This window comes from Streptococcus sanguinis (assembly GCF_003943655.1).
Classification (GTDB): domain Bacteria; phylum Bacillota; class Bacilli; order Lactobacillales; family Streptococcaceae; genus Streptococcus; species Streptococcus sanguinis_F.
On the sequence record NZ_RJMM01000001.1, the window covers coordinates 63,716 to 77,987 of the forward strand.

13 protein-coding genes are annotated in these 14,272 nt (G+C 43.6%); 10 read left to right on the forward strand and 3 right to left on the reverse strand.

Annotated elements, in window-relative coordinates:
- The first annotated feature begins 105 nt into the window (after window positions 1-105).
- The 9 genes from D8886_RS00315 (at window position 106) to D8886_RS00355 (ending at window position 10,327) form a co-directional block, all read left to right on the forward strand.
- Complete coding sequence (locus tag D8886_RS00315; protein WP_312023300.1) at window positions 106-4,671, forward strand: antigen I/II family LPXTG-anchored adhesin; 4,566 nt, start codon at window positions 106-108, stop codon at window positions 4,669-4,671.
- A gap of 172 nt (window positions 4,672-4,843) precedes the next feature.
- Window positions 4,844-5,509 carry a COG3942 and LysM peptidoglycan-binding domain-containing protein gene (locus D8886_RS00320; RefSeq protein ID WP_125433865.1) on the forward strand — a complete coding sequence of 222 codons (666 nt, stop codon included), beginning with the start codon at window positions 4,844-4,846 and terminating at the stop codon, window positions 5,507-5,509.
- Between the two features lie 177 nt (window positions 5,510-5,686).
- The gene (locus D8886_RS00325) at window positions 5,687-6,211 is read left to right on the forward strand and encodes an FUSC family protein (protein ID WP_002898470.1); all 525 of its coding nucleotides are present in this window, start codon (window positions 5,687-5,689) and stop codon (window positions 6,209-6,211) included.
- Window positions 6,212-6,290: 79 nt separating this feature from the next.
- On the forward strand, window positions 6,291-6,656 hold the full coding sequence (locus D8886_RS00330) for a MerR family transcriptional regulator (RefSeq protein ID WP_002896641.1): 366 nt from the start codon (window positions 6,291-6,293) through the stop codon (window positions 6,654-6,656).
- A gap of 31 nt (window positions 6,657-6,687) precedes the next feature.
- Window positions 6,688-8,034 carry a type I glutamate--ammonia ligase gene (glnA, locus tag D8886_RS00335; protein ID WP_125433866.1) on the forward strand — a complete coding sequence of 449 codons (1,347 nt, stop codon included), beginning with the start codon at window positions 6,688-6,690 and terminating at the stop codon, window positions 8,032-8,034.
- A 54-nt stretch (window positions 8,035-8,088) separates the two neighbouring features.
- Window positions 8,089-8,508, forward strand: coding sequence for a GNAT family N-acetyltransferase (locus D8886_RS00340; RefSeq protein ID WP_125433867.1), 420 nt, complete (start codon window positions 8,089-8,091; stop codon window positions 8,506-8,508).
- An 89-nt stretch (window positions 8,509-8,597) separates the two neighbouring features.
- Window positions 8,598-9,017: a VOC family protein gene (locus D8886_RS00345; RefSeq protein ID WP_125433868.1), complete on the forward strand. Its 420-nt coding sequence runs from the start codon at window positions 8,598-8,600 to the stop codon at window positions 9,015-9,017.
- Window positions 9,010-9,597 (forward strand): TetR/AcrR family transcriptional regulator, encoded by a 588-nt coding sequence (locus D8886_RS00350; protein WP_125330853.1) that lies wholly within the window; start codon window positions 9,010-9,012, stop codon window positions 9,595-9,597. The genes D8886_RS00345 and D8886_RS00350 overlap by 8 nt, the downstream gene beginning before the upstream one ends.
- Window positions 9,581-10,327: a DNA alkylation repair protein gene (locus tag D8886_RS00355; protein WP_125433869.1), complete on the forward strand. Its 747-nt coding sequence runs from the start codon at window positions 9,581-9,583 to the stop codon at window positions 10,325-10,327. Before D8886_RS00350 ends, D8886_RS00355 begins: the two co-directional genes overlap by 17 nt.
- Window positions 10,328-10,355: 28 nt before the next feature.
- On the opposite strand, the gene rnjA is transcribed toward D8886_RS00355, so the two are convergent.
- The 3 genes from rnjA to D8886_RS00370 form a co-directional block, all read right to left on the reverse strand.
- Window positions 10,356-12,038: a ribonuclease J1 gene (gene rnjA, locus D8886_RS00360; RefSeq protein ID WP_002929089.1), complete on the reverse strand. Its 1,683-nt coding sequence runs from the start codon at window positions 12,036-12,038 to the stop codon at window positions 10,356-10,358.
- Between the two features lie 3 nt (window positions 12,039-12,041).
- The gene (gene rpoY, locus D8886_RS00365) at window positions 12,042-12,272 is read right to left on the reverse strand and encodes a DNA-directed RNA polymerase subunit epsilon (protein WP_125433870.1); all 231 of its coding nucleotides are present in this window, start codon (window positions 12,270-12,272) and stop codon (window positions 12,042-12,044) included.
- Window positions 12,273-12,619: 347 nt separating this feature from the next.
- Window positions 12,620-13,672 carry an SDR family oxidoreductase gene (locus tag D8886_RS00370; RefSeq protein WP_125433871.1) on the reverse strand — a complete coding sequence of 351 codons (1,053 nt, stop codon included), beginning with the start codon at window positions 13,670-13,672 and terminating at the stop codon, window positions 12,620-12,622.
- Between the two features lie 132 nt (window positions 13,673-13,804).
- On the opposite strand from D8886_RS00370, the gene D8886_RS00375 reads away from it, so the two are divergent.
- A complete protein-coding gene (locus D8886_RS00375) occupies window positions 13,805-14,266 on the forward strand; it encodes a MarR family winged helix-turn-helix transcriptional regulator (RefSeq protein ID WP_002929093.1) in 462 nt (153 codons plus the stop codon).
- Window positions 14,267-14,272 lie beyond the last annotated feature (6 nt).

A 14,272-nucleotide genomic window follows, 5' to 3' on the forward strand; every position in this document is an offset into this window, starting at 1 on the left:
AAAACTTGATAGGATAAAGGTATGTATTCTGATGCTTACAGATAGTCAAAATGAGAATGGAGCTTCTAATAGGAGGTTTCAATTATTTTTTGATTTTCGGAGGGCTTGGGAAAACGGCAGACTGTAAAAGTTTGCAGGGGGAGGAGAAAAATGAAGAAAAAAGAAGTTTTTGGTTTTCGGAAAAATAAGGCTGTTAAAACTTTATGCGGTGCTGTTCTAGGTGCGGCTTTTTTAACGTCAACGATGCAAGTAAGAGCAGATGAAGTGGTATCTGATACCAATAGTCCTGTCAATACTGAAATGGTAGGTACTGGAAATGCAGCGACCAATCTGCCTCAAGCTCAAGGGGCAGCCAGTCAGGCATCTCAAGAGAGTCAGGCGCGAGCAGGTCAGGCAGATGGCGGTGTGACAGTGACTGTTCCAACAGCTGGTTTAGATGAAAGCGTCAAAAAGGCTCAAGAAGCTGGGCTGACAGTGGTCAAAGACCCAGCTGTTGACAAAGGAGTAGCCCAGACTGCTCAAGAAACAGCAGACAAAAAAGCGGAGATTGCAGCAGATTATCAAGCGCAGGTAACCGAGATTGATGCCAAGGTCAAGGAGTACAAAGAAAAAGTATCAGCCTACGAGGCGGAAGTAGCTCGGATTACAGCAGAAAACAAAGCGACAGCGGAACAATACGCTAAAGATTTGGCTGCTCATCAAGCAGAAGTAGCTCGGATCACAGCAGAAAATGCTCAGCTGAAAGCAGATTATGAAGCAGCACTGAGCAAGTACAAAACAGATTTAGCAGCGGTTCAAAAGACGAATGCGGATAATGCGGCAGCCTATCAAGCAGCTAAAGCTGCCTATGATGCAGAATTAGCTCGTGTTCAAAAACTGAATGCGGAAACAAAGGCTAATTATGATACGGCTCTGGCGGCTTATGCTAGTGAGCTGGACCGTGTTCAAAAAGCGAATGCGGAAGCTAAGGCTCGGTATGAAAAAGCTTTGGCTGACAATGAAGCTGCCAATGCTAAGATTGCTGCTGATAATGAAGCTATTAAACAGAGGAATGCGGCTGCAAAAGCGGCCTACGAGGCAGCACTTGCCCAATATCAAACAGATTTAGCTACTGTCCGAAAGACCAATGCTGATAATGAAGCGGCATATCAAGCTGCTCAGGCGAATTATCAGGCAGAATTGGCCCGTATCCAAAAGGAAAATCAAGATAAAAAAGCTCAATATGAAGCAGATTTAGCAGCTTATGAAGCTAAAAAGACTCAAATTGAAGCTGAAAATGCAGCAGCTCAAAAAGAATATGAGCAAAAGCTGGCAGAGAACCAAGCTAAGAATGCCACTATAGCAGCTGAAAATGAAGAAATCAAGAAGCGTAATGCTCAAGCCCAAGCAAATTATCAAGCTCAGTTGGCCCAGTATAATGCTGATTTGGCTGTCTATAATACAAAATTAGCCAAGTATCAGCAAGATAAGGCTAAGTATGATGCTGAACAGGCCAAGATTAAGGCTGGACTGGCTATCGCAGAAGCAAAGAAGACTGAAGACGGGCATCTGAGCCGTCCAATTGCGCAAAGTCTGGTTTTCAAATCAGAACCTAATGCTGATCTGTCACTGACTACAACTGGTGAGTTTGTCAGCTATGCTGGCATGGAAGCCGCTGTGAAGAACACTGCAGAGTTTTCTAAGAAACTCTTCCAGTTGGACAACTTCAAAGTAACAGATATTCAAAATGCTAACTATCAGACCAATCAGCAGGAAAGCTTTGGTACGGTTGGCAAGTATGCAGACTATAGTTCTAACGTAACAAGTGGTAAAGGGCCGACTGAATGGTCTTCTGTTTTGCTGAGCCGCGGTCAGTCTGCAACAGCAACCTATACAAATCTTCAGGGAACTTATTATCGAGGGAAAAAAGTTTCTAAAATCGTTTATACTTATACTCTTGATCCAAGCTCCCAATTCCGCAATGATAAGGCTTGGTTAGGTATTTTTAAAGATCCAACCATGGGAGTGTTTGCTTCAGCTTATACAGGAAATTTTGAAGATGCAACCTCTCTCTTTGTGAAGACGGAATTTGTCTTTTATGATGATAAAGGCCAACCGATTAATTTTGATCAGGCCTTGATGTCCGTGGCTTCCCTCAACCGTGAAGCTAACTCTATCGAAATGGCCAAAGATTATACCGGAACTTTCAACAAGATTTCGGGTTCATCTATTGGTGAAAAGAACGGCCAAATCTATGCGACTGAGTCTGAAAACTTCAAAAAAGGAGTTGGCGGATCTCGCTTTACCATGTATAAGAATGCTCAGCCAGACTCAGGCTGGGACACTACAGATGCTCCTAACTCATGGTATGGGGCAGGAGCGGTGGAAATTTCTGGTACAACCAACAGCATGACGATTGGAACGATTTCCTCTTCTGAAGTGTTAGGCCAGCCAGAGGCTACTGATCCACGTAGGGCTGACAAGCTAGCTCCTAAGAAACCAAATATTTGGTTTGCGATTAATGGTGATGTTCGAGCGAATGATCTGCCAATCATCACAGTAGAAGAACCGGAAGTGCCAGTAGCTCCTACAGCTCCTGCAGTGCCAACTGAAGAAGCGCTTAAGCCTTTGGATCCAGCTCCAACTACACCGACACCGAAGGCTCTTCCAACACCTCCGGCAGCACCGACTTATGAAAAAGATCCGACGCCACCGACGCGTACACCAGAAACACCGGAGCCTAATAAGCCATCTGAGCCAAGCTATGAAGTAGAAAAAGCTGTCCGGCCAGCAGTGGTAGAACCGACCTATGAAAAGGAGCCAACACCTCCGGCAGCACCGACTTATGAGAAGGAGCCGGCAGCACCAACTCCTACACCAGAAACACCAGAGCCTAATAAGCCGGTAGAACCAACTTATAGCCCGCTGCCAACCTTACCAGCAGAGCCTGTTTATCAAAAAGAGCCAGCAGCGCCCGTAGCTCCGACTGTGCATTATCATTATCATCTCTTGCAATCTCAACCGCAGATTAATAAAGAGATTCAAAATGACCAAGGCACCAATATTGATAAGACTCTGGTGGCTAAGCAGTCCGTCGTTCAGTTTGCCTTAAAGACAGAAGCTCTTCCAGCTGGACGCAGTGAAACGACTTCATTTGTCATTGCTGATCCGTTGCCAAGTGGTTATGAAGTTGACTTAGAAGCAACAAAAGCTGCTAGTGCAGGTTTTGACGTCAGCTATGATAAGGCTAGTCACACAGTAACATTCAAGGCAACTGCAGCAACGCTAGCTACTTATAACGCTGATACGACCAAAGAAGTTGCTACGCTCTTTCCAACTGTAGTCGGTCGAGTTCTCAATGATGGCGCAACCTATACCAATAATTTCACCCTGACAGTCAATGATGCCTATGGTGTCCGTTCAAACGTAGTACGCGTGACTACGCCAGGCAAGCCTGATGATTCAGATAATCCTAGCAATAATTACATTAAGCCAACCAAGGTCAATAAAAATAAGGCAGGATTGGTGATTGATGGTAAGGAAGTCCTGGCTGGTTCGACCAATTACTACGAGCTGAACTGGGATTTGGATCAGTATAAGGGTGACAAGTCATCTAAGAGCACAATTCAAAAAGGTTTCTACTATGTAGATGACTATCCGGAAGAAGCACTCGAACTTCGTCCGGAATTAGTCAAGCTAGTAGATGCAGATGGCAAGGCTGCGGCAGGTGTGACAGTGACCCACTACGAGAGCCTTGAAACAGCCCCTGCAGCAGTTCGAGAGCTCCTTCAAAAGGCCAATATCACTGTTAAAGGTTCTTTCCAACTCTTTGCAGCAGACGATGCCCAAGCCTTTTATGACCAATATGTCGTAACAGGTAAGTCTTTGACGATAACAAGCCCTATGGCTGTCAAAGAAGGAATGGGCCGCACAGGCGGTAAATTCGAGAACCGGGCTTATCAAATTGACTTTGGAAATGGTTATGCGACAGACGTAGTCGTGAACAATGTTCCTAAAATCAGTCCTGAAAAAGATATTACCCTGAGTTTGGATCCGACAAGTGCAGAGAACTTGGATGGCAAGGAACTGACTTTGGGACGGCACTTTAACTACCGTCTCATCGGCGGCTTGATCCCTGCTAACCATTCTGAAGATTTGACAGACTATAGCTTTGTGGATGATTATGATCAACGAGGCGATGAGTACACGGGGGCTTACAAAACCTTTGCCAAAGTAGACATCACGCTCAAAGATGGTAAGGTGATAAAGGCTGGTACAGATTTGACTGAGTATACAGCTGCGAATATTGATCTTGAGAAAGGCTTGATTTCTATTCGTTTCAAGGAAGAATTCTTAGAGACTATTTCTCTGGATTCAGCTTTTCAGGCTGAAACCTATCTACAGATGAAGCGGATTGCTGCGGGTACTTTTGAAAATACCTACATCAATACTGTCAATCATGTAGTCTATGCTTCAAATACAGTTACAACAGTCACTCCTAAGTCACAGCATCTGATTGTTTCGGGTGTAAACGATCCAAGAAGAGCCAATCCAACTCCAGTGGCTAAAAAGATTCCTGTTTCTCTTCTGCCAGAAACGGGAGCCAAAGATGCAGTCTATCTGCCATATCTAGGTTTAGCAGCCATTATTGGTGCTTTAGGTCTAGGAAAATTGAGACGTAAAGAAGACTGATAATAGATGAGGCTAGGGAATCCCTAGCCTTTTTACCTTTAAAAATACTGCTAAATCTTATGTAGCAAAAGTCTAAATCATTTGTAACATGACAAAAACATAACTCTAAAAAAACTGACATGTAAATGAGGTATGATTTTTTTATCATCAAATTATACGGAGAAAAACAGTTATGAAAAAAGCATTTGCTAAAGCAACTCTTGGTTTAACTTCTACAGCTTTTTTGGCGACAATCGGCGCTCAGGCTGTCAATGCAGATTCTTACGTTGTCCAGCATGGGGACTCTTTTTTTGCCATTGCTAGCGCCAATGGGATGAATCCTTACGAACTTGCTGCCAATAATGGAAAATCAATTTTTGATACGATTAATCCAGGGGATGTGCTGCAAGTAAATGGCATTGCTTTGGCACAGACTTACAATCCGTACAATGCTCCAGCTTATGAAGCGACAAGCGATGCTGCTTTGGTATCTGATACTGAAGATGTTGTCTTAAATACGCCAACTGACTATGGCAATTCTTACCCAATCGGTCAATGTACCTGGGGTGTGAAAGAAATGGCTCCTTGGGCAAGCAACTGGTGGGGCAATGCTAATACTTGGGCGATCAATGCTGGTGCTCAGGGTTATGCAACAGGAAATGTCCCAGTAGCAGGCGCTATTGCAGTTTGGGATGGCGGTGAATACGGACACGTTGCTTATGTGACAGATGTGCAAAGCGACAGCTCTATTCAAGTCTTGGAAGCGAACTACAATCGCCAAAAGCAAATTAACAACTATCGTGGCTACTTTAACCCGAATGAATTTATGGGTGGCGTTACCTATATCTATCCAAACTAAAGATAATAAAAACGAGGCTGGGACAGATAATGTCTCAGCTTTTAAATAGTCAATAGCTCTTGATGTGGTAACTGATAGGGCTTTTTCTTTGTGTGGGAAATCTCCTAAGCAGAAAGAGTTTTTTTGAGGCGAAATATGTTAAAATGAAGAGAGGGAGGATTTCCTGGAAGGAGACTAATGAGTTATTTCAATAAGTACAAGTTTGATAAATCGAAATTTCGTCTGGGCATGCGTACCTTTAAAACCGGTCTGGCTGTTTTCATCATTCTACTGCTCTTTGGGCTTTTTGGTTGGAAAGGCCTGCAAATCGGTGCTTTGACGGCAGTCTTTAGTCTTCGTGAGGATTTTGATAAGAGTGTCCACTTCGGAACATCGCGAATCTTGGGAAACAGCATCGGTGGTTTTTACGCTCTGCTATTTTTCATTGTCAATAGTGTTTTTAAGGAGCAGTATTGGGTCACCCTCCTTTTGGTGCCGGTCTGTACCATGCTGACAATCATGACCAATGTCGCCATGAACAACAAGGCTGGAGTCATTGGTGGAGTATCTGCTATGCTGATTATTACCCTGTCCATTCGGCCGGAAGATACCATCTTGTATGTCTTTGCCAGAATTTTTGAAACCTTTATGGGAGTCTTTGTTGCAATTCTGGTAAATTCTGATATAGATCGGCTGCGAACCATTTTTGAAAAGAAAAAATAAATCTGTGTAAGAAAATCTAACATTATTTCTTGACATAAGATTTATTTCGTCCTATAATAGTGCGTAGAGAGGAATTTGAATGAAGGAAAAAGAGTTTCGCCGAAACATGGCAGTCTTTCCCATCGGCAGTGTTATGAAACTGACGGACCTATCTGCCCGTCAGATCCGTTATTATGAAGACCAGAATCTGATTACCCCTGCTCGGAATGAGGGCAATCGTCGGATGTATTCTTTGAATGATATGGACCGCCTTTTAGAAATTAAGGATTATATTTCAGAAGGTTATAATATCGCTGCGATTAAGAGGAAATATGCTGAGCGTGAAGCCAAGTCCCGCAAGACCATTAGTGACAAAGATGTTCGCCGTGCCCTGCATCATGACATCTTGCAGCAAGGCCGTTTTGCTTCTTCTCTGCCAACCTTTGGTCAGATGCGTCGACCATAGCTATTTTGTTTGAATTACAAGGAGAAATTTAATGTCTATTACAGCAGCTGATATCCGTCGCGAAGTAAAGGAGAAAAATGTTACCTTTATTCGTCTTATGTTCTCTGATATTTTAGGAACTATGAAGAATGTGGAAATTCCTGCCACGGATGAACAGCTTGACAAGGTCTTATCCAATAAAGCCATGTTTGATGGTTCTTCCATTGAAGGTTTTGTACGTATCAATGAATCAGATATGTATCTTNATCCTGATCTAGATACTTGGACAGTCTTTCCCTGGGGAGATGAAAACGGTAGTGTAGCGGGTCTGATTTGCGATGTTTATACGACAGATCATGTACCGTTTCTAGGGGACCCTCGGAGTAACCTCAAGCGTGCCCTCAAGCATATGGAAGAGCTGGGATTTAAGTCCTTTAACCTCGGACCAGAGCCAGAATTTTTCCTCTTTAAGCTGGATGAAAATGGTGATCCGACGCTGGAAGTAAATGACAAGGGCGGTTATTTTGACTTGGCGCCGACAGATTTGGCAGACAATACTCGCCGGGAAATCGTCAATGTCCTGACCAAGATGGGCTTTGAAGTAGAAGCTAGTCACCATGAGGTAGCAGTCGGCCAGCACGAGATTGACTTTAAGTATGACGAAGTGCTTCGGGCTTGTGACAAGATTCAGATTTTCAAGCTGGTTGTGAAAACTATTGCTCGTAAGCACGGTTTGTATGCAACCTTTATGGCTAAGCCTAAGTTTGGCATTGCAGGATCTGGTATGCACTGTAATATGTCTCTCTTTGATCAAGACGGCAATAATGCTTTCTTCGATCCAGAAGATCCAAAAGGTATGCAGCTGTCAGAAACAGCCTACCATTTCTTGGGTGGTCTGATTAACCATGCTTATAACTACACAGCTATCATGAATCCAACGGTCAACTCATACAAACGTCTGGTTCCTGGATATGAAGCACCAGTTTATATTGCTTGGGCAGGACGTAATCGTTCACCATTGGTGCGCGTGCCAGCCTCTCGTGGTATGGGTACTCGCTTGGAGCTGCGTTCGGTTGATCCGATGGCCAATCCATATATCGCTATGGCTGTTCTCTTGGAAGTTGGATTGCACGGTGTTGAGAATAAAATCGAAGCTCCAGCCCCAATTGAAGAAAATATCTATATCATGACTCCAGAGGAGCGTAAGGAAGCTGGAATTACAGACCTACCATCAACTCTTCACAATGCCTTGAAGGCCTTGACAGAAGACGAAGTCGTTAAAGCGGCTCTTGGCGAGCATATCTATACGAGCTTCTTAGAAGCTAAGCGTATCGAGTGGGCTAGCTATGCAACCTTTGTCTCCCAATGGGAAGTGGATAATTATCTGGATTTATACTAAACTTAGAGCAGGAGGATTGGCATATCCCCTGCTTTTTCGTGGAGGAGGAGAAAGATGGAAAAATTTCATGATTTTATCAAGCGGGTTTTCGATGAGCAATATGAGGCTTGTTTTGGTCCAGATATGCTTGAAAAACTGGAGCTTCAAGACTATTATTTGACACGGGAGGAAGATGGCCAGTTAATTGCCTTGCTCCATGCCCAACAGGTGTTGGAAAATATTCATGTCAAGGCTTTGGTGGTGGATAAAGAACATCAGAAAAAAGGTTTGGGAGCCAGTCTGCTGGCAGAATTAGAAGAAAAGGCTGTAGAAGCTGGGGTAACTAGCATTACCTTGTCCACTAAATCTTATCAAGCCAGGGATTTTTACATCAAGCAAGGCTATGAAATTTACGCCAGTCTAACAGATGTCCCACAAAAGGGCATTACCAAATATCATTTTATCAAGCGATTAAACGAAGCCAGTCTCAAATAGGTGGAAGTCAATTTGGCTTCTGTTTTTTAATATTTATTTGCATACATTCAGTATGTATGTTAAAATAAAGTTTAAGAAAAGGAGAACAAATGATTACCAGTTTATACCCCGTTTTAATGAGCGAAGATGTCCATCAAGCGGCACAATTTTTCATTGAGCATTTCCAATTTCAGGAAACCTTCCGTTCAGATTGGTATATTAGTTTAAAGAATATTGAGAGTGGTTTTGAGCTTGCTTTTATTGATAGCAAGCATGGGACAGTGCCACAAGCCTACCAGTCTAAGGCGAGTGGTCTAATCATCAATATCGAAGTTGACAATGTGGATTTTCTTTATGAAGAATTGCGTCAGCAAGAAGAAATGGAGTTCCTTCTTCCTATTAAGAGTGAAGATTTTGGTCAGCGCCATTTCATTGTGGAAGCGCCGGGTTCTGTTTTGGTTGATGTGATTCAAGTAATTCCACCTAGCGCTGAGTTTGCGGCAAATTATTTGGAGAGTGAAGATGAATAAAAAACAGCAGGCTTCTCTAGAGACAAGCAAGAAAATATTAGCTATCGCCCGGAAACATTTTTCTTTAAAGGGTTATGCAGAAACTTCCTTGGAAGAAATTGTAGATGAGTTGGGAATGACAAGAGGCGCACTTTATCACCATTTCGGGAATAAGAAAACTTTATTTACCGCCGTACTGACACAAATTCAGTCCGAACTGGGGTCTTATGTAGAAAAAAATGCCCTGGAAGCACACGATTCTTGGGAGCAGTTGGTGGAAGGCTGTGTTGCTTTTGTTCGTTTTGCGACCTTGACTGAAAATAAACATATTCTCCTGCTTGATGGTCCCAATATCGTTGAGTGGAAAGAGTGGCGTCGTCAGGACGAGGCTAATTCTTTCTTTCATTTGAGAGAGCAATTAGACATTTTATCTAAAGAAGGGAAACTTATCTCTATTGATCTGGATATGGCAGCTCATATGATTTCAGGCGCCTTGAACGAGTTGTCTCTTTTTCTGGCTGAGAAAGAGGAAGAAGCAGAAGTCAGAGAAGCAGTGAGAAGTCTGTTAAGGGGATTTAAAAATCATGGCGAAAAAGGTTAAAGATTATTATGATTTGGTTTATGCGAAGGATTTGAGCCGTCGCTTGCAAGAAGTCACAGATAAATTTGATGCTCAGCATTTTAGATCTCTAGTTGAAAGCGACTTAGAGGCTTTGGAATTTACTCAGCGTCAAGAGCTGCTGGCAAAGAGTATCAAAGAATGCTTGCCGCTTTCTTATGCTGATTCTCTGAAGGTTTTTGAGCAGATACTTGGTCCAGAGTTAGAGGGTGGCTTGGGCATGTTTTCAGAAGGATACTGGTTGTGGCCGATTGGCAAATACGTAGAACTTTACGGAGGTCAGGAATTCGAGTTGAGTGCAGCCTTCAGTAAGGAATTAACCAAGCGATTTACTGGAGAATTTTCCATGCGGCCCTTGCTGGCTAATTATCCTAATGCTACCATGGATTTACTGTTAGAGTGGAGCCGAGATGAGAATATGCGCGTCCGCAGATTAGCCAGCGAGTGTATGCGTATCCAATTGCCCTGGGCTAAGAAGCAGACTGTGGTTTTAGATTATTTTGATGAATTTACCGCTATTTTGACAAATCTAAAGGATGACACAGATAAATCAATCCAAAAAAGTGTCGCCAATAATCTGAATGATTTATATAAAGAAGATCCTGAAAAGTTTGAGAGGGTGATTGGGACTTGGCAAGAGGAAAAACTGAGTCCGAGTTGCGCTTGGATTATCAAGCATGCTTCGCGAACAAAAAATAAAGCAGAAAAATAAGCTTTGCTAGTCTAGCAAAGCTTATTTTTTAGTTGTCTTCGTCTGGTGTAAGCACCATCGGAATAATAATAGGTTCGCGCTCGGTGCTTTCGTAGAGGAAAGGACGCAAGGCATTGACGATAGCGCCGCTGACAGATTGGACGCTGGCATCTTTATTCTTGAGTGCAATGCGAATGGCATTGAAGAGGATACGCTGGCTTTGGCGAATGAGGTCGCCTGATTCGCGCATGTAGATAAAGCCACGGCTGAGAATATCTGGACCGGCTAAAATCATTTTGGACTCGAAGTCAACCGTTGCGACAGCCAGGACAACACCATCCTCTGACAGGTCTTTACGATCGCGCAGGACAGCAGCTCCGATTTCACCAATGCGGTTTCCATCGACATAGATATCTTGAGCGTTGAAGCTACCGGCAATACGGGCTGAGTCAGCTGTTAGAGCCAGCACATCACCATTGCTCATGATGAAGATATTGTCTTTTGGTACTCCAGTATCAACGGCTAGACCTGCATGGACTTTCTGCATACGGTATTCACCATGGACTGGCATGAAATATTTAGGCTTGATCAAGCGGAGCATGAGTTTCTGCTCTTGCTGGCCACCGTGTCCAGAGGTGTGGATGTTGTTAATCTTACCGTGAATCACTTCTACACCAGCCTCGGAAATGATGTTAATCAGCTTGTTAACGCTGGTCGTATTACCAGGGATAGGGCTGGATGAGAAGATGACTGTATCTCCAGGCTGCAGCTGAACCTGACGGTGGGTACCATTAGCAATCCGAGACAGGGCTGCCATCGGCTCACCCTGACTTCCGGTACACATAATCAGCACTTCGCCAGCTGGATAGTCCTTGAGTTCATTTGGCTCGATGAATGTATCTTTAGGAACCTTGATATAGCCCAGCTCAATCCCGTTGACAATAGCCTTTTCCATGGAGCGGCCAAAGACCGCAATCTTGCGTCCAGTCTTAACAGCAGCATCTGCGGCTTGCTGAAGACGGAAGATATTTGAGGCAAAGGAGGCGAAAATAATCCGTCCATTAATGCCTTCAATGATCTTCATAATAGACTGGCCGACAACTTTTTCGGAATTGGTAAAGGTCGGAACTTCAGCATTGGTCGAGTCAGATAGGAGGCAGAGAACGCCTTCCTCGCCCAGAGCAGCCATACGGTGCAAGTCTGCCGGCTCACCGACTGGTGTAAAGTCAAACTTGAAGTCACCTGTACAGACAATCTTACCCTGCGGCGTATGGATGACAATTCCCAAAGGTTCTGGAATAGAGTGGGTTGTTCGGAAGAAAGTAGCTTTCAGATGCTTGAACTGCAGTTCTGTGTTTTGATTGATTTCATAGAGTTTGGCATCGCGCAAAAGTCCATGCTCTTCTAGCTTGCCTCGGATGAGGGCCAGGGCCAAAGGACCAGCATAGATAGGAACATTGGCTTGCTTGAGCAGGAAAGGAATACCGCCGATATGGTCCTCGTGCCCGTGGGTGATGAGAACAGCTTTTACGCGGTCAATATTTTCCACGATATAAGAGTAGTCGGGAATGACATAGTCAATTCCTAACAGGTCGTCTTCTGGGAACTTGATACCGGCATCCACGATGATGATTTCATTTTGGTATTCAATCCCGTAGGTGTTTTTACCGATTTCGCCTAACCCACCAATCGCAAAAACGCCAACTTCTTTGGGTTTTAAGGTATATGCCATGGGTTAGAACTCCGTCAATTCAAAAGTGCCTGACTCTTTTTCGTATTCGAGGTGTTTGTCAGACAAGAGCTCAATAAATTGAATATTGTAAGGGGTATTTTCTTCGACTAACTTACGAGCCTGAATGCGGCCTTCCAATTCATTAGCTGCTTCTACCTCTAAATAAAGGGCACGTGTCTTTTCACGGCGCGGACTGCGATCTTTTGTTTCCTGATAAAAAACTTTGTAAATCATAAGATTCCTTTCTGTGATAAGGTCTAAAAAATAAAAGAAGGCAGGCGTTAGCGCATTTCTTCACATGATAAATTAAAAATGATAAATGGAAAGTGAGCGATTGCTGTGACTTCTGATAGGGCTTACTCAAATGAAGAGGCTAAAATGCTGTTTTAGCCTTGTATCTTATGGAAAAGTAAGAGTAATGAAATTGACCTGATGTTTAATTATTATTGTAATTATACCATAGAATGAGCTTAGGAAGCAAGTCGGGACGGTGAATTTCAGAGACGGTTTTTCAGCCAAAGCGGCTTGACAAAAAGAAAAATCAAGCGATGAACATTTGGTCACTTGATTTTGAGGGCTGCTTATTTGGCGAAATAGCCGTGCTTGCGGTACCAATCTACCACGTCAGCTAAGCTTTCTTCGAGAGGGCGATGCTGTCCGCCTAGCTCGCTCTCGGTTTTGGCAAAGCTAAAATTACTTTTGAGATATTCTTCGGCCATGAGATGAGCGAGCTCATTGGTAACCAAAATTGGTTTTTTGGTGAGCCGGTGGTAGAGCTCACTTGCTTGGGCATAGATTTTGACGAAAAGAGGGGAGATCTTGCGCTTGGGGGCGGGAACGCCAGTGATTTTTTCCAGTATTTGGTACAATTCTGTCATGGTCACTCGCCGTCCAACTGCCAGATAGCGCTCCTTTGAGCGTCCGTATTTCATGGCGCGGAGATGAATATCTGCTACATCTCTAGCATCCACCATATTATAGCTAGCCTTTAAGATACCTGGAAGTTTTTGCTCTACAAAATTGATAATCAGCTGCCCACTGGAGGTCGGACCAAGGTCTCTAGGACCCAACATTACACTCGGCAAGATAAAGCAACCGAAAACATCTGAATGCTTGTCCAAGAAATCACGAACGGCCTCTTCACTCAAAATCTTGCTGCGATAGTAATCAAAAGGAGTATCTTTTGAGCGAGACATGCTTTCATCGATTAGCTGATTGGCCTCACCTTCCAGTACGACACAGGAGGAAGTATGGACAAATTGGCGGATACCAGCCTCATAAGCAGCTTCTAGGAGGTTATTTGTGCCTATAATATTAGTGTCGTAGAGCTCCTGCCAGTGCTTGCCGCCTTTATAATTATCGCGGAAAAAAGCAGCGGTATGAAAGAGGCTGTCGCAGCCTGCTAGATAGTCACGATAGCTTTCGGGCTCTAAAATATCCCCCTTGACAATCTGGATAGGCAGGTCGGCAAATTGTTTGCGCGCTTTTTCCTCGGAGCGAACGAGAGCGGTCACTTGAATGTTTTCTTTTAGCAGAGCACGCACGAGATTATTTCCTAAAAGACCGGTCGCACCAGTCACAAAAGCGTGGGTCATTGTTCTAGCTGGTTTTTGATTTGTAGGGTTTGGGGTCATCCGTTTTTCCTCCTTTTGCAAATAGATGATATATCATCTATTTAAAATTTTATATTTTTTAACTAAAATTGTCAACAATTTACCTAATCTAGTGTAAAATAGTATAGAAGTGATTTTTGAAAGGAGAGCAGCGTGGTAGCAGAAGGAATTCGATTTGGCTATTTGTTTAGAAGTGCAGAGAGCTTAGCGACGAGAGAATATGGGAAGTTGCTAGAGCCTTTGGGAATTACGCCCAATCAAAGCGAGGTCTTGCTCGTTTTGGGCGAACATGCTCCGCTGTCTCTCAAGGGCTTGGGGGAATCCCTGATTTGTGAGGAAAAAAGCCCTAGTCGCTTGGTGCAGGCTTTGATTAAAAAAGGCTTGGTCAAGAAGGAAATTTCTAGCAAGGACAAGCGCAGTTCTCGCTTGAGCTTGACTGCTGCTGGAGCGGATTTGCTGCCCAAGATTGCTGAGCAAGAAGCGATTTTTGGAAAACACTTGGCGCAGCAAGTGCCTAATTTGGAGGCTTTTAGCCAGATTTTAGAGGAATTTTTGGTAGATAGTTTCTACGAAGACAAATTAAAACGCCGCTCTCTTTGGTACAGTGAAGAATGAGAGGAT